The sequence below is a fragment of the Micromonospora sp. LZ34 genome, from assembly GCF_052981855.1.
This window is the reverse complement of the sequence record NZ_JBRIQN010000005.1, coordinates 119,986-135,166: the sequence shown is the minus strand read 5'-3', so window position 1 is coordinate 135,166 and position 15,181 is coordinate 119,986. Positions and strand designations below refer to the sequence as shown.

General features: G+C 74.8%; 13 protein-coding genes. 10 read left to right on the top strand and 3 right to left on the bottom strand.

The window, feature by feature from the left end; genetic code table 11:
- Positions 1–47: 47 nt before the first annotated feature.
- The 4 genes from dut to ACVCAH_RS08290 all read left to right on the top strand — a co-directional run bounded on the left by dut (position 48) and on the right by ACVCAH_RS08290 (position 2,473).
- Complete coding sequence (dut, locus tag ACVCAH_RS08305) at positions 48–560, top strand: dUTP diphosphatase (RefSeq protein WP_447135462.1); 513 nt, start codon at positions 48–50, stop codon at positions 558–560.
- A gap of 25 nt (positions 561–585) precedes the next feature.
- Positions 586–1,290, top strand: a complete 705-nt coding sequence (locus ACVCAH_RS08300; RefSeq protein WP_447135461.1) for a DUF3710 domain-containing protein — start codon at positions 586–588, stop codon at positions 1,288–1,290.
- A 125-nt stretch (positions 1,291–1,415) separates the two neighbouring features.
- A complete protein-coding gene (locus ACVCAH_RS08295; protein WP_447135460.1) occupies positions 1,416–1,796 on the top strand; it encodes an OB-fold nucleic acid binding domain-containing protein in 381 nt (126 codons plus the stop codon).
- The gene (locus ACVCAH_RS08290; protein WP_447135459.1) at positions 1,793–2,473 is read left to right on the top strand and encodes a DUF3159 domain-containing protein; all 681 of its coding nucleotides are present in this window, start codon (positions 1,793–1,795) and stop codon (positions 2,471–2,473) included. The genes ACVCAH_RS08295 and ACVCAH_RS08290 overlap by 4 nt, the downstream gene beginning before the upstream one ends.
- A gap of 14 nt (positions 2,474–2,487) precedes the next feature.
- Here the strand turns inward: ACVCAH_RS08290 and ACVCAH_RS08285 are convergent, their stop codons facing one another.
- Together ACVCAH_RS08285 and ACVCAH_RS08280 are read right to left on the bottom strand one after the other, a co-directional pair.
- Positions 2,488–3,177: a potassium channel family protein gene (locus tag ACVCAH_RS08285; protein WP_447135458.1), complete on the bottom strand. Its 690-nt coding sequence runs from the start codon at positions 3,175–3,177 to the stop codon at positions 2,488–2,490.
- Positions 3,178–3,179: 2 nt separating this feature from the next.
- Positions 3,180–3,845 (bottom strand): potassium channel family protein, encoded by a 666-nt coding sequence (locus tag ACVCAH_RS08280; protein ID WP_447135457.1) that lies wholly within the window; start codon positions 3,843–3,845, stop codon positions 3,180–3,182.
- Positions 3,846–4,008: 163 nt separating this feature from the next.
- On the opposite strand from ACVCAH_RS08280, the gene ACVCAH_RS08275 reads away from it, so the two are divergent.
- The 4 genes from ACVCAH_RS08275 to dxs all read left to right on the top strand — a co-directional run bounded on the left by ACVCAH_RS08275 (position 4,009) and on the right by dxs (position 9,754).
- Positions 4,009–6,087 (top strand): APC family permease, encoded by a 2,079-nt coding sequence (locus ACVCAH_RS08275; protein ID WP_447135456.1) that lies wholly within the window; start codon positions 4,009–4,011, stop codon positions 6,085–6,087.
- Positions 6,080–7,315: a class I SAM-dependent RNA methyltransferase gene (locus ACVCAH_RS08270; protein WP_447135455.1), complete on the top strand. Its 1,236-nt coding sequence runs from the start codon at positions 6,080–6,082 to the stop codon at positions 7,313–7,315. Before ACVCAH_RS08275 ends, ACVCAH_RS08270 begins: the two co-directional genes overlap by 8 nt.
- 97 nt (positions 7,316–7,412) lie before the next feature.
- Positions 7,413–7,787, top strand: a complete 375-nt coding sequence (locus ACVCAH_RS08265) for an anhydro-N-acetylmuramic acid kinase (protein ID WP_447135454.1) — start codon at positions 7,413–7,415, stop codon at positions 7,785–7,787.
- 11 nt (positions 7,788–7,798) lie between these two features.
- A complete protein-coding gene (gene dxs, locus ACVCAH_RS08260; RefSeq protein WP_447135453.1) occupies positions 7,799–9,754 on the top strand; it encodes a 1-deoxy-D-xylulose-5-phosphate synthase in 1,956 nt (651 codons plus the stop codon).
- A gap of 127 nt (positions 9,755–9,881) precedes the next feature.
- Here dxs and ACVCAH_RS08255 read toward each other — a convergent pair whose 3' ends face one another.
- On the bottom strand, positions 9,882–11,078 hold the full coding sequence (locus ACVCAH_RS08255; protein ID WP_447135452.1) for a hypothetical protein: 1,197 nt from the start codon (positions 11,076–11,078) through the stop codon (positions 9,882–9,884).
- Between the two features lie 181 nt (positions 11,079–11,259).
- Here ACVCAH_RS08255 and ACVCAH_RS08250 point away from each other — a divergent pair, with 181 nt between their 5' ends.
- Both ACVCAH_RS08250 and ACVCAH_RS08245 read left to right on the top strand, forming a co-directional pair.
- Positions 11,260–13,332, top strand: coding sequence for a hypothetical protein (locus ACVCAH_RS08250; RefSeq protein ID WP_447135451.1), 2,073 nt, complete (start codon positions 11,260–11,262; stop codon positions 13,330–13,332).
- On the top strand, positions 13,332–15,134 hold the full coding sequence (locus ACVCAH_RS08245; RefSeq protein ID WP_447135450.1) for a hypothetical protein: 1,803 nt from the start codon (positions 13,332–13,334) through the stop codon (positions 15,132–15,134). The genes ACVCAH_RS08250 and ACVCAH_RS08245 overlap by 1 nt, the downstream gene beginning before the upstream one ends.
- The last annotated feature ends 47 nt before the right edge of the window (positions 15,135–15,181 follow it).

Sequence of the window (15,181 nt, the reverse complement as noted above, 5' to 3'; positions counted from 1 at the left end):
CAGGATGGCAGGGTCACCCCAGTGAAACCGGACGGAAGAGGGGAACCGTGACCGACGTCGTACCCGTGCCCGTACGGCAGCTCGACCCCGAGCTGCCGCTGCCGGCGTACGCCCATCCCGGTGACGCCGGGGCCGACCTGGTGGCCGCCGCCGACGTCGAACTGCCACCCGGCGGTCGGGCACTGGTCCCGACCGGCGTGGCCATCGCCCTGCCCGAGGGGTACGTGGGCCTGGTCCACCCCCGGTCGGGGCTGGCGGCCAGGCTCGGCGTGACCGTGCTCAACGCGCCCGGTACGGTCGACGCCGGCTACCGGGGTGAGATCCTGGTCAACCTGATCAACCATGATCGGGACGTGCCGGCGAAGATCTCCCGTGGCGACCGGATCGCCCAGCTCGTCATCCAGCGGGTGGAACAGGCGGTCTTCCAGCCGGTGGTCGAGCTGCCCGCGTCCCGGCGCGGCACCGGCGGGCACGGCTCCACCGGCGGGCATGCCGGGCTGGTGCCGCCCCCGCCGCGCGCGGACCGGGCGGGCGGACGGACGGAAGAGGTGGCAGGGTGAGTGCGAACAGCGGAGGGTTGGCGCAGTGATCTTCTCCCGTAAGCGGGCCGACGCCGGGCGGCGCGGCCGCGACGAGCGGACCACCGAGGTCCTCGACAGCTACGACGAGGAGCAAACCCCGGCAACCCCGGCACGCGGCCCGTACGACGTCAGCGAGGCGCCTGCCGGCGTGCAGCGGCTCGACCTGGGCAGCCTGCAGATCCCGGCGGTGCCCGAGGTGGAGGTGCGGGTGCAGGCCGACCCGCAGGGCGTGATCCAGCAGGTGGTGCTCGTGCACGGCGAGAACGCGCTCCAGCTCGGCGTCTTCGCCGCCCCCCGCTCCGAGGGCATCTGGGACGAGGTGCGCGAGGAGATCCGCCAGTCGCTGTTCAACGACGGCGCCGCCGCCCAGGAGGTCGAGGGGGAGTACGGCACCGAGCTGCGCGCCCGGGTGCGCACCCCGGACGGCCTGACCGACCTGCGGTTCGTCGGCATCGACGGGCCGCGCTGGATGGTCCGCGGCGTCTACCAGGGCAGTGCGGCCACCGACCCGGCCGCCGCCGGTCCGCTGGCCCAGTGCCTCGACGGGCTGGTGGTCGACCGGGGTCACGAGGCGAAGCCGGTGCGCGAGCCGCTGCCGCTGCGGCTGCCCCGCGAGGTCGCCGACCAGGCCGGTCCCGCCGCCGAGGCGGCCGACGCGGCCGGTGCGGCGGCCGGCGGCCGTCCCGCCCCCGGCCCCCGCGAGGCCTGACCGCGGGTCCACCGGCCCGCCGGGGCCGGCCCGCTCGGCGTACGCTGGCGGAACGGTCCCGGTGACGCCGGGCTCGGGCAGTGCCGGCGCGGGCCGGCCGGCGTGGGAAGGGTGACGCGGAGGTCATGACGACCGACGAGGACCGGGGATCGCTGCGGCGGATGCTGCGCCGGCTCACGGCCAGCGAGGCCGAGATCGAGGCGCTCGAGCTGCAGAAGGAGAGCGCCGAGCACGGCGGCGTGCCGGCCCGGCAGTGCTGCCGGGGTCAGGTGGTGTCGGTCTCGGGGCGGCTGCGCACCGTGGTCTACACCCCCCGCACCAACCTGCCCACCCTTGAGGCGGACCTCTACGACGGCAGTGACGTGGTGACCCTGGTCTGGCTGGGGCAGCGGCACATCGCCGGTATCGAGCCCGGGCGGCACCTCACCGCGCGCGGGCGGGTGGCCGTCCGGGACGACCGCAAGGTCATCTACAACCCGTACTACGAGCTGGAGTCGCCGAAGTGACCACCGGACAGGACCGGGCGGCGCAGCCGGAGACCGGGCCGGAGGAGGAGCGGCTGCCCACCATCGCCGAACAGATGGCCGACCAGCTCGGCGGCTGGCGTGGGCTGGTGGAGTCGAGCATTCCGGTGTTCGTCTTCGTGGTCGCCAACATCGTCGGCGAGCTGCGCCCCGCGGTGATCGCCTCGGTGGCCGTGGCACTGGGGATCGCCGGGCTGCGGCTGACCCAGCGCCGGCCCGTCCGGCACGCGGTCAACGGGCTCTTCGGCATCGCCGTCGGCGCGGCGATCGCCTGGCGCACCGGCGACGAGCGGGACTTCTACCTCCCCGGCATCCTCTACGGCATCGGCTACGGGGTGGCGCTGCTGCTCTCGGCGGCGATCCGGCAGCCCCTGGTGGGGTGGATCTGGTCGGTGCTGGTGGCCAAGGGGCGCTCCGAGTGGCGCGACGACCCGCGCCTGGTGAAGACGTTCACCGGGCTGACGGTGCTCTGGGGCGTGGTCTGGCTGGCCAAGGTCGGCGTGCAGGCCGGGCTCTACCTCGCCCAGCAGGACACCGCGCTCGGCGTGGCCCGGCTGGCGCTGGGCTACCCGCCGTACGCGCTGCTGCTGTTGATCACCGTCTGGACGGTCCGCCGGGTGACCCGGGAGACCCGCCCGGCCCCGCTGAGCGGCGGCTGAGCCACCGGGGCGGGTCAGCGCCGCTCGCGGGTCCGCTCCACGCTGTCCGGCCCGAGCATCACGGCGCGGACGGCGTCCTCCACCTCGGCGGTGCAGACGAAGATCAGCTCGTCGCCGGCCTCCAGCGGGTCGTCCGGGCTGGGCACCAGCACCCGCTTGCCGCGCAGGATCGCCACCAGCGCGGAGTCGCGCGGCAGCGGCACCGCGTGCAGCGGCTGGCCGACGTACGGGGCGGTCGGCGGCAGGGTGATCTCCACCAGGTTCGCCTCGCCCTGCCGGAAGGTCATCAGCCGGACCAGGTCGCCGACCGTCACCGCCTCCTCCACCAGGGCGGCCATCACCCGGGGCTTGCTCACCGCGACGTCCACGCCCCACTGCTCGGTGAAGAGCCACTCGTTCTCGGCCCGGTTCACCCGGGCGACCACCCGGGGCACCGCGAACTCGGTCTTGGCCAGCAGCGACACCACCAGGTTGACCTTGTCGTCGCCAGTGGCCGCGACGACCACGTCGCAGCCGGCGACGTTGGCCTCCTCCAGGCTGGTCAGCTCGCACGCGTCGGCCAGCACCCACTCGGCGGCGGGCACCCGGTCGGGCCGGAGCATCTTGGGCTGGCGCTCGATGAGCATCACCTGGTGGCCGTTGTCGATCAGCTCCTGGGCGATCGAGCGCCCCACGTTGCCGGCGCCGGCGATGGCGATCCGCATGCTCAGTGCACTCCTTCCGGCGGCGCCGCCGCCACCGACGTGACCGTGGCCGCGATGTCGTCGGTGACCAGCATGAAGACCTGGTCACCCTCCTGGACGGCGCTGGACGTGGTGGGGAGCGTGCCGATGCCGAAGCGGGTCAGGTACGCCACCCGGGCCCCGGTCGCGTTCTCCAGGGCGCGCACCGGCCGGCCGATCCACTCCTTGTGCACCGGCACCTCGACGATCGACACCGTGCTGGTTGGGTCGCGGAAGATCTCCACGTTCCCCTCCGGCACCAGGTGCCGCAGCATCCGGTCGGCGGTCCACCGGACGGTGGCCACGGTGGGGATGCCCAGCCGCTCGTAGACCTGCGCCCGGCGCTGGTCGTAGATCCGGGCGGCGACCCGGGACACCCCGAACGTCTCCCGGGCCAGCCGGGCCGAGATGATGTTGGAGTTGTCGCCGCTGGAGACCGCCGCGAAGGCGTCCGCCCGCTCGATGCCGGCCTGGCGGAGCACCTCGCCGTCGAAACCGGCCCCGGTGACGGTGATGCCGGCGAAGTCCGGGCCGAGCCGGCGGAAGGCGTCGGCGTCCTGGTCGATGACCGCCACCGAGTGCCCCCGGGACTCCAGGCTGTGGGCGAGGGTCGAGCCGACCCGGCCACATCCCATGATCACGACGTGCACGCTGCCCTCCCAAGCTGCCAGCCCGCCCCGCCGACCGGGCGTGTCGTCTGCGAGCCTGCCACGTTCCCGGCACGGGCGGGGACCGACGGTACTCCGCCCGCGCGCGGCCGGCGTGATCGACCACCCCAACGGGTCCGCGCGGCGGGTCGTACTCTTGGCGGTTGTGGCCAGTCCCACCTCGCTGCTGAAGCGGCTGCTCCTCGGTCGACCCTTCCGGTCCGACCGGCTCCAGCACACCCTCCTGCCGAAGCGCATCGCGCTGCCCGTCTTCGCCTCCGACGCGCTCTCCAGCGTCGCGTACGCGCCCGACGAGATCCTGCTGACCCTGTCCATCGCGGGTGCCTCCGCGTTTCTCTTCTCGCCGTGGATCGCCCTCGCCGTCGTGGTGGTCATGCTCACCGTGGTGGCCAGCTACCGGCAGAACGTGCACGCCTACCCCTCCGGCGGCGGCGACTACGAGGTGGCCACGGTCAACCTCGGGCCGCGTGCCGGGGTGGCGGTGGCCAGCGCGCTGCTCGTCGACTACGTGCTGACGGTCGCGGTGTCGGTCTCCTCCGGGGTGGCCAACCTCGGTTCGGTGGTGCCCTTCGTGGCCACCCACAAGGTCGGCATCGCGGTGGTCGCGGTGGTGCTGCTCACCGCGATGAACCTGCGCGGCCTGCGCGAGTCGGGGACGGCCTTCGCGATCCCCACCTACGGCTTCGTGATCGTGATCGGCGGGATGCTGCTCACCGGCCTGATCCGGATCTTCGTGCTCGGCGACGAGCTGCGGGCCCCCAGCGCCGACCTGGTGATCCAGGCCGAGCACAGCGTGACCGGTTTCGCCCTGGTCTTCCTGCTGCTGCGCACCTTCTCCTCGGGCTGCGCGGCGCTCACCGGCGTGGAGGCGATCTCCAACGGGGTGCCCGCGTTCAAGGCGCCGAAGAGCCGCAACGCGGCCACCACGCTGCTGATGCTCGGCACCATCGCGGTGAGCATGCTGATCGGCATCATCTGGCTGTCCCGGCTCACCGGGCTGCAGTTCGTCGAGGACCCGGCCCTGCAGATCGTCTCCGGCCCCGAGGGGTACGTGCAGAAGACCGTCACCACCCAGCTCGGCGAGACGGTCTTCGGCTCCGGCTCGGTGCTGCTCTACGTGGTCGCCGGGGCGACCGCGTTGATTCTCTTCCTGGCGGCGAACACCGCGTTCAACGGCTTCCCGGTGCTCGGCTCGATCCTCGCCCAGGACCGCTACCTGCCCCGCCAGCTGCACACCCGGGGCGACCGGCTGGCCCTCTCCAACGGCATCGTCTTCCTGGCCGTCTTCGCGATCGTGCTGATCGTCGGCTTCCAGGCCGAGGTGACCAAGCTCATCCAGCTCTACATCGTCGGGGTGTTCGTCTCGTTCACCCTCTCCCAGGCTGGCATGATCCGGCACTGGAACCGGCACCTCAAGACCGAGCGGGACCCGCAGGCGCGCCGGCGGATGGTCCGGTCCCGGGCGATCAACACCTTCGGCATGGTCATGACCGGCGCCGTGCTGGTCGTCGTCCTGGTCACCAAGTTCCTGCTCGGCGCCTGGATCGCGATCGCCGCGATGGGGGTGATCTACCTGGTGATGCTGGGCATCCGGCAGCACTACGACCGGGTCGCGGCGGAGCTGACCCCGCCGGACGCCGGCCGCGCCGTGCTGCCCGCCCGCAACCACGCCGTCGTGCTGGTCAGCAAGGTGCACCAGCCGACGCTGCGGGCCATCGCGTACGCCCGGGCCACCCGGCCGGACACGCTGACCGCGGTGACCGTCAACGTCGACGACAAGGACACCCGAGACCTGCAGGACGAGTGGGAGCGGCGGGAGCTGCCGGTGCCGCTGACGGTGATCGACTCGCCGTACCGGGAGATCACCCGGCCGATCATCGACTTCGTGGCCAACGTCCGCCGGGAGTCCCCGCGCGACGTGGTCACCGTCTTCATCCCCGAGTACGTGGTGGGCCGCTGGTGGGAGAACCTGCTGCACAACCAGAGCGCGCTGCGGCTCAAGGGCCGGCTGCTCTTCGAGCCGGGCGTGATGGTGACCAGCGTGCCGTGGCAGCTCGAGTCGACCGCCAACAAGAACCTGGCGCGGCTGGACGCCACGCTCAGCCTCGGCCCGGCCCGCGGCCCCCGGGTGGTGCCGCGCAGCACCCTGCCGCCGGCCGTGCCGCCGCTGACCGCCGAGGAGCCGGGCGAGAGCGGCCGCCCCGCCGGGACCGGTCGTGACTGAGCCGGGGCGGGGCCTGGAGGAGGCCGAGCGGGTCGAGCTGACCGTGGGGGCGGTCGCCCCCGGCGGGCACTGCGTGGCCCGGGTGGACGGCCAGGTGGTCTTCGTCCGGCACGCGCTGCCCGGCGAGCGGGTGGTCGTCGAGGTCACCGAGGTGCACAAGGGCTTCGTCCGGGCCGACGCGGTGACCGTGCTGGCGGCCGCGCCGGAGCGCGTCGAGCCACCCTGCCCGTACGCGAAGCCGGGCCGCTGCGGCGGCTGCGACCTGCAGCACGTCGCCCCCGCGGCCCAGTTGGAGTGGAAGGCCGCGGTGGTGCGCGAGCAGCTCACCCGCCTCGGTGGGTTGACCCCGGACGAGCTGGACCGGTTGGGCGTGCGGGTCGAGGCGCTGCCCGGCGGCCCGCTGGGCTGGCGGTCCCGGGTCCGCTACGCGGTCGACGCGGCCGGTCGGGCCGGCCTGCTCAAGCACCGCTCGCACGAGGTGGTGCCGATCGACCGCTGCCTGATCGCCCACCCGGCGATCCAGGAGCTGCCGGTGCTCGCCCCCAGCGGGGCCCGCTGGCCGACGGCCGACGCGGTCGACACGGTCGCCTCCACCGGTGGCGACGTCACCGTCTCGACCGTCGCCGAGGGCGTCGCCACGCCGGTCAGCGGGCCGGCCGCGGTGCGCGAGGTGGCCGCCGGCCGGGACTGGACGCTGCCCGCGTCCGCTTTCTGGCAGGTGCACCCGGCTGCGGCGGACGCCCTGGTCGGCGCGATGCTGGCGGCGGTGCGGCCGCAGCCGGGGGAGTCGGCCTGGGACCTCTACGGCGGGGCCGGGCTGTTCGCCGCGGCGCTGGCCGACCGGGTCGGCCCCGGCGGGCGGGTCACCCTGGTCGAGTCGGCCGGGCAGGGGGTCGCCGCGGCCCGGGAGAACCTGCGCGACCTGCGTCAGGTCGAGGTGGTGGCGGCCCGGGTGGAGACCGCGCTGGCCCGGCGCCGGATCACCGGCCCGGTCGACGTGGTGGTGCTCGACCCGCCCCGCTCCGGCGCCGGCGGCCGGGTGGTGCGCGAGCTGGCCGCCGCCGGTCCGCGCGCCGTGGCCTACGTGGCCTGCGATCCGGCGGCGTTCGCCCGCGACGTGCGCACCTTCGCCGGGCTCGGCTGGCGGCTGGCCACGCTGCGCGGCTTCGACCTGTTCCCGATGACCCAGCACGTCGAGCTGGTCGGGCTGCTGCTGCCGCCGGACTGAGCCGGCGGCCGGCGTGTCGCGCGGCGGCCGGCGTCACGGCTCGCCCCTTTGCTCTGCTTCAACCCACGCACACGCCGCCGAGTGCGACCGGCGCCGGGTGGTCGAGGTGGTCGCGGCCGGCGGCGGGGTGCGCAATCCCACACTGCGGCGCCGGCTGGCCGTGCTCGGCGCCGGCCGGTGGCGGCTGCGCACCACCGACGAGCTGGGGGTGCCGGCACAGGCCAAGGAGGCGTACGCGTTCGCGCTGCTGGGCTGGCTCTCCTGGCACGGGCTGCCCGGCGCGCTGCCCTCGGTGACCGGGGCCACCCGGGGCGCCGTGCTGGGCTCCTGGACCCCGGCCGGGCCGGCCCCGCGCCGCCGTCCCGCCGGCCCCGCCGCGCCGACTGCGGATCCGGTCCTGACCTGGCGCTCAGCCCGCCGGGCCGGCCGGGGTGCCCTCGGCCCGGGCTGCGCGGTACCGGACGGCCGATAGACTCTCCGGTCATGAGTGTTGAAGAGGACCCGGCCACCCAGGGCCGGTTGCTGGCCACCGTCCGCGGTCCGCAGGACGTCAAGCGGATGTCCGCCGAGGAACTGGACGTCCTCGCCGCCGAGATCCGCGACTTCCTGATCGCGAAGGTCTCCCGCACCGGTGGGCACGTCGGGCCCAACCTCGGCGTGGTGGAGCTGACCCTGGCTATGCACCGGGTCTTCGACTCCCCGCGCGACCGGCTCCTGTTCGACACCGGGCACCAGGCGTACGTACACAAGATCCTGACCGGCCGGCAGGCCGGCTTCGACCGGCTGCGCCAGCGCGGCGGGCTCTCCGGCTACCCCAGCCAGGCGGAGAGCGAGCACGACCTGATCGAGAACTCGCACGCCTCCACCGCCCTCTCCTACGCCGACGGCCTGGCCAAGGCGTACGCGCTGCGCGGCGAGTCGCGCAGCGTGGTGGCGGTGGTCGGCGACGGCGCGCTGACCGGCGGCATGTGCTGGGAGGCGCTGAACAACATCGCCACCGCCGGCAACCCGCTGGTGATCGTGGTCAACGACAACGGCCGGTCGTACTCGCCGACCATCGGCGGCCTCGCCGACCACCTCTCCTCGCTGCGGCTCAACCCCGGCTACGAGAAGGTGCTGGACACCGTCAAGGACGCGCTCGGCTCGACCCCGCTGGTCGGCAAGCCGATGTACGAGGTGCTGCACGCGGTCAAGAAGGGCATCAAGGACGCGGTCGCCCCGCAGGCGATGTTCGAGGACCTCGGCATCAAGTACGTCGGCCCGGTGGACGGGCACGATGTGGCGGCGGTCGAGTCGTCGCTGCGCGCGGCGAAGAACTTCGGTGGCCCGGTGATCGTGCACGCGGTCACCCGCAAGGGCTACGGCTACCGGCCGGCGGAGGAGGACGAGGCGGACTGCCTGCACGGCCCCGGCGGCGCCTTCGACATCGAGACCGGCAAGCTGGTCGCCGCCCCGTCGGTGAAGTGGACCCACGTCTTCGCCGAGGAGCTGGTGGCGATCGCCGACCGGCGCCCCGACGTGGTCGGCATCACCGCCGCGATGGCCGAGCCGACCGGCATCGCCGCGCTGGCCCGCAAGTACCCGGAGCGCACCTACGACGTGGGCATCGCCGAGCAGCACGCCGCCACCTCGGCGGCGGGGCTGGCGCTGGGCGGGTTGCACCCGGTGGTGGCGGTCTACGCGACCTTCCTCAACCGGGCCTTCGACCAGGTCCTGCTGGACGTGGCGATGCACAAGCTGCCGGTCACCTTCGTGCTGGACCGGGCCGGGATCACCGGCCCGGACGGCCCCAGCCACTACGGCATCTGGGACATGTCGGTCTTCGGGGTGGTGCCCGGGCTGCGGATCGCCGCTCCCCGGGACGCCGCCACCCTCCGCGAGGAGTTGCGCGAGGCGGTGGCCGTCGACGACGGCCCGACCGTGGTGCGCTTCCCGACCGGCACGGTGGCCGCCGACCTGCCGGCCCTCCGGCGGGTCGGGCCGGTCGACGTGCTGGCCGAGGCGGCGCGTACCGACGTGCTGCTGGTCGCGGTCGGCGCCTTCGGTCAGCTGGGCATGGAGGTGGCCGCCCGGGTCGCCGAGCAGGGCTACGGGGTCACCGTGGTCGACCCGCGCTGGGTCCGCCCGATCCCGGCCGAGCTGGTCGAGCTGGCCGCCGGGCACCGCCTCGTGGTCACCGTCGAGGACGGCGTGCGGGTCGGTGGCGTCGGCGACGCGCTCGCCCAGGCGATGCGGGACGCCGGCGTCCGGGTGCCGCTGCGCGACCTCGGCGTGCCGGCCGACTGGCACCCGCACGGCACCCGCGCGCAGATCCTGGCCGACCTCGGGCTGACCGCGCAGGACGTGGCCCGCGACGTCACCGGCTGGATCTCCCAGCTGGACGTCGAGCCGGTGGAGCCGGTCCGGCTCACCGCCGACGACGCGGCCGCGCAGAACTGAGCACCACCGACGGCGGGCGGCCCCGGACCACTGGGACGCCCGCCGCCGGCGTTCCTGACGTTTCCCCGCGACGGCGGGCCGGCGGGTCGGCCCTCCGCGCGGGCCGGCGGGTCGGGACGCGCGCGGGTCAGCGACCGCCGACCGAGCGGTAGTGCGTCTTGCCCGACCCGGCCAGGCTGAACGTCTCCTTGCGCACCGGCTTCGGCACCACCGCCAGCCCCGGCCGGTCCACCAGCCGGGGGGTGCCCGGCGGCACCGACAGCGAGCTGTCCCGGGTCGCCCGCCAGCTCAGCACCGCCAGCGGCTGCCCCGGCACCGGCAGCACGTACGTCTGCAGCGGGCTGGCCTGGTCGGCCGGGGAGACCACCGGCGGGCCGCCGTCGGCCGGGCGGTAGACCACCGCGGTCATCGGGCCGGTGGCGGTCTCCCAGCTCAGCTGCTGCAGTTCGGCCGGCTCGCCACCGCCGAGCGCCACCTCGCCGAGGGTGCGGACGGCGAGCTTCGCCATCGGCCAGGACGACGGCACCGAGCGCGGTGCGTCCCGGTCGCCGATCCGGCGGGGGATGCTGCCGAACGGGCCCTGCTCGCCGGCGAGCGCGCAGGTGTCCAGGCCGGCCAGCGCGCGTCTGCCCGACCCGCTCTCGTCGCGGACCAGCGGGTAGCGCGGGTCGGTGGTGCCGGTGCCCAGGTCGAGCAGCCGGTCGGCGGCCCGGCCCCGGGGCAGCGACTCGGTGGACCGCAGCGTGGCGGTCACCGCCACCGCCTGGCAGGCCGGCACGTCGACCGGCTCGGTGAGGCCCTCGGTGCTGGTCAACGCCTTGCCGTTCGGGCCGAGCAGGCGGTGCACCCGGGCGGAGGTCAGGTAGCGCCGGCCGCCGGTGGCCTGCACCGGGAGCACGTCGGAGTAGACCAGGTAGCCGGGGTCGGTGTACTCGGTGGCCCGGGTGACCGCGTACCGGTCGCCGTCGCGGGTGAGTTGCAGCAACCAGGAGGCGCTCTCGCCGGGCACGTCCGCGGCGACCAGGGCCAGCGGCGCGCCGTCGACCTCGCCCGAGAAGAGGATGCCGGAGGTGGGCAGGTGCACCCGGTCGTCGACCGGCGACCGCCAGTCGCGGACCGCCGCGGTGACCGCGGCGGTCACCGCGGCGTCCCCGGCCAGGTTGCCCCGCGGTGGCCAGACGGCGAGCGAACCGTCCCGGCTGTCGTAGCCCACCCGCAGCTCCCGGGGCTGCTGCCGCTCGGCCACCGGGCCGCAGGCGGTGGCGGTCAGCAGCAGGGTCAGCAGTGCGGTGGCCGTCATGCCGCGCCGGCGGACTGGAGCCACCTGTACGCCCCCTCGGTCGGTCTGCCGTCGTGAAAGCGCCATAGTACGAGATGTCCGGTCACCCGGACGCGGCACCTCGCGCCCGTTCCGAACACCGCGACCCCGTCCCGGCACGAGCCACCACAAGGGACCTCGCGGTGGCTATGGGGACATTTTCCCGCTCCGGTAGACTCCGCCGACTGTGACGCCTGCCGAGACCCGCGCCGAGTCCTCGCCGGAATCCGCCGCCGCCGCGTCCGAACCGGCGAGCCCCGGCGACGGCCCGGCGAACGGCCACTCCGCCCGGGACGGCGCGGCCGGCGTCACCCACGCCGGGTTCGGCGCCCTCGCGCCCCCGTCCACCACGGACCCCGCCGCGCCCGCCACCACCCGTGCCGAACCGGTCCCGGCCGCGTCCGTCACCGACACCGCCACCGCCGAGCCGGCCACCGCGCCCGCCGAGGGCACCACCGGTCCGGCCACCCGCGACACCGGTCCGGCCGCTTCCGCCGCCGCGGAACCCGCCGCCCGGCCGCGGTGGTGGCGTCGCCGGCGCACCGACCTCGCGGTCTTCGGGCTCTTCCTGCTCACCGCGCTCTGGGTGACCAGCCAGATCTGGCTGGACCCGGCCGGCCGGGTCGCCCCGCTCTACAGCAGCGACCCGGCCCAGGTGCAGTTCTTCCTCGCCCACTCGGTGCGGGTGGTGCTGCACGGCGAGTTCCCGTTCTTCACCGAGCAGTTCAACTATCCCGACGGCGTGAACCTGATGGCGAACACCGCCGTCCTGGCGCTGGGCATCCCGATGGTGCCGGTGACGCTGCTCTTCGGCCCCGCGGTGACCTTCGTGGTGCTGGTCACCCTCGGCCTCGCCGGCACCGCCGCCGCCTGGTACGTGATGCTCTCCCGGCACGTCGTACGCACCCCGCTGGCCGCGGTCGTCGGCGGCTGGTTCTGCGGGTTCTCGCCGGCGATGCTCTCGCACGCCAGCTGGCACCCGAACATCATCTCCCAGTTCCTGCTGCCGTTCATCGTGTGGCGGGTGCTGGTGCTCACCCGGTCCCGCCGGCCGGTCCGCGACGGCGTGCTGCTGGCCCTGATGGTCACCGCGCAGGCGTTCATCAACGAGGAGATCCTGCTCTTCACCGCGCTGGCCTGCGGGGTCTTCCTGCTCGCCGTGCTGGTCCAGCGGCCGGCGCTCTGGTCGGCGGCGTGGCGGCCGCTCGGGACCGGTCTGGCGGTCTGCGCGGTGCTCGCCGGGGCGCTGCTCGCGTACCCGCTCTACATCCAGTTCGGCGGGCCGATGGCCTACCACGGCCTGAGCGACGCGGTGCGCGACTACGGCAACGACATCGCCGCCTTCTTCGCCCCCGGCTCGCCCACCATCGGCGGCAACGAGCGGGCCAACGTCAACCTGGCCCCGAACTACTCCGAGGAGAACGCGTTCTTCGGCTGGAGCCTGGCCCTGCTCGCCGTCGGCATCGTGCTCTGGCTGCGCCGCGAACCGCTGGTCCGGGCGCTCGCCGCGACCGCGGTGTTCTTCGCCGTGCTCTCCCTCGGCGAGCGGGTGTCCTGGTGGGACCGGGAGCTGTTCACCGGGCCGTGGGAGTGGCTGGTCCGGCTGCCGCTGCTCGACGCGGTGGTGCCCACCCGGTTCGGCCTGATCACCAGCGTGGTGATCGGCGTGCTGCTGGCGCTCGCCGTCGAACGGGCCCGGTCCCTGCCGCTGGACCGGCGGACCGTGCGGACGCTCACCGTCGCCGGGCTGGTGCTGGCGCTGCTGCCGATCGCGCCGATGCCGCTGAAGGTGACCTCCCGCCCGCCGGTGCCGCACTTCATCACCGCGGACCGCTGGCGCGGCTACGTCGGGCCGGACCAGACCCTGGTGCCCATCCCGGTGCCGAGCATGGGCAACACGCACGGGATGCGCTGGGCGGCCGCGACCAACCTGGACTTCAAGATTCCCGGCGGCTACTTCCTCGCCCCGCGCAACGGCAACACCGGCGACCCGGGCCGGTTCGGCGGGCGGCCCAGCGGCGTCGGAGAGTTGCTGGAGGAGGTGGCGACCACCGGTCGTACCCCCAAACTGGACGACCGGCAGCGCCGCCGGTCGCTGGACGAGCTGCGGCACTGGCGGGCGGCGATCCTGGTGCTGCCGGTGCGCCAGCACCACGCCGAGCCGCTGCGGCGTACCGTCGAGCAGCTGGTCGGGCCCGGCCGTCGTGAGCTGGACGTCTGGGTCTGGGACGTCCGGTCGCTGACCGACCAGCCGGCCTGATGGCGGTCGGCACCACCACCGCACCCGCCGACGCGCCGCCCACCCGGCGCCGCCGGCTACCGGTCCGCCCAGCGGACCTGCTGGTGGTGGCCGGCTACCTCGGCCTGGCCGTGCTGCTCACCAGCGGGCAGTGGGGCCGTGGCGACCGGCTGTTCCACCAGGCGGGCGACCAGGTCCTCTTCGAGTGGATGCTGGCCCGCGCGGCCCGGGCGGTGGTCGACCTGGAGAACCCGCTGCACAGCACGGCGCTGAACGCCCCGGACGGGGTGAACCTGATGGCCAACACCTCGGTGCTCGGCCTGGGCGTGCCGCTGACCCCGGTCACCCTGCTCCTCGGCTCGCAGGCGGCCTTCCTCACCGCGGTCGTCTGTTGCCTGGCCGGCACCGCGACCGTCTGGTACGCACTGCTGCGCCGCCGGCTGGTCGACTCCCGGGTGGCCGCCGCCGTCGGCGGGCTCTGCTGCGGCTTCGCCCCCGGCATGGTGGCCCAGGCCGGGGCGCACCTGCACATGGCGGCGCAGTTCCTGGTGCCGGTGATCCTCGCGCTGGTGTTCCGCCCGGCGCCCGGCCGGGTCTGGCCCTCCGGCGTGCTGCTCGGTCTGACCGTCACCTACCAGGTCTTCCTCGGCGAGGAGGTGCTGGTCTTCGTGGCGCTGGCGGCCGGCGCCTTCGCGGTCGCGTACGCGCTGGCCGACCGGGCGGCGGCCCGCCGGCTGGCACCCGCCCTGTTCGGCCGGCTCGGGGTCGGCGCGGCGGTTGCGGTGGTGCTGCTGGCGTACCCGCTGTGGTTCCAGTTCTTCGGCCCGGGCCACTACCGGGGGATGCCCTTCCACGCGTACGGCTACCAGTTGGACGCCGCCTCGTTCACCGCGTCCGCCCGGCAGACCGTGCTCGGCGACGACTACCTGCCCGGCCTGCTGTCGCCGAACCCGACCGAGGAGAACTCGTTCTTCGGCCCCGGACTGCTGGTGCTGGCCGCGGTGATCACCGTCTGGCTGTGGCGCCGGCCGCTGGTGAAGGCGCTGGCCGTCTGCGGGGTGCTGTTCGCTCTGCTCTCGCTCGGCGAGCAGATCCGGGTGGACGGGACGGACACCGGCCTGCCCGGGCCGTACCGGCTGGTCGCCGGGCTGCCGCTGCTGGACCTGGCGGTGCCGGCCCGGTTCCCGCTGGTCTGCGTCCCGGTGCTGGGCATCCTGCTCGCCCTGTCGGTGGACCGGGTCCGGTCGCTCGCGCCGGCCCCCGCCCCGGACGCCGGGCCGGCCGCGGGTGGGGTGCCGGTGCGGCTGCTCTGGACCGGCGCGGTGGCCGCCGCGCTGCTCCCGCTGACCCCGACACCGATCCGGACCGTGCCGGCCTGGCCGGTGCCGCCGTTCGTGGCGGAGGGCGGCTGGCGGGAACACGTGCCGGCGGGCCGGACCGTGGTGCCGGTGCCGCCGGTGACCGGCGCGGGCGTGAGCCCGGCGATGTTCTGGTCGGCCCGGACCGGCCTGGCCTTCGACTCGCCGGGCGGCTACTTCATCGGTCCCCGGTCGGCCGACGACCCGGCCGCGCGCTGGGGCGCCCCGGACCGGCCCACCTCGGTGCTGCTGCGCCGGGTCGCCGAGACCGGCGAGGTGCCCGTGGTCACCGACGCCGACCGGCGCCAGGCGGTCGACGACCTGCGCCACTGGCGGGCGGCCGTGGTCGTCCAGGGTGGACTGCACCACGGTGATCCGGTGCGTCGCACGGTTGACCAGCTGCTCGGCCCCGGCCGGGAGGTCGCCGGGGCCTGGGTGTGGGACGTCCGACCGCTGGTCGGCTGACCCGCGGCGGCTCCCATCGGCCTGGCCATGGCTGGCGCCCTGCGGCC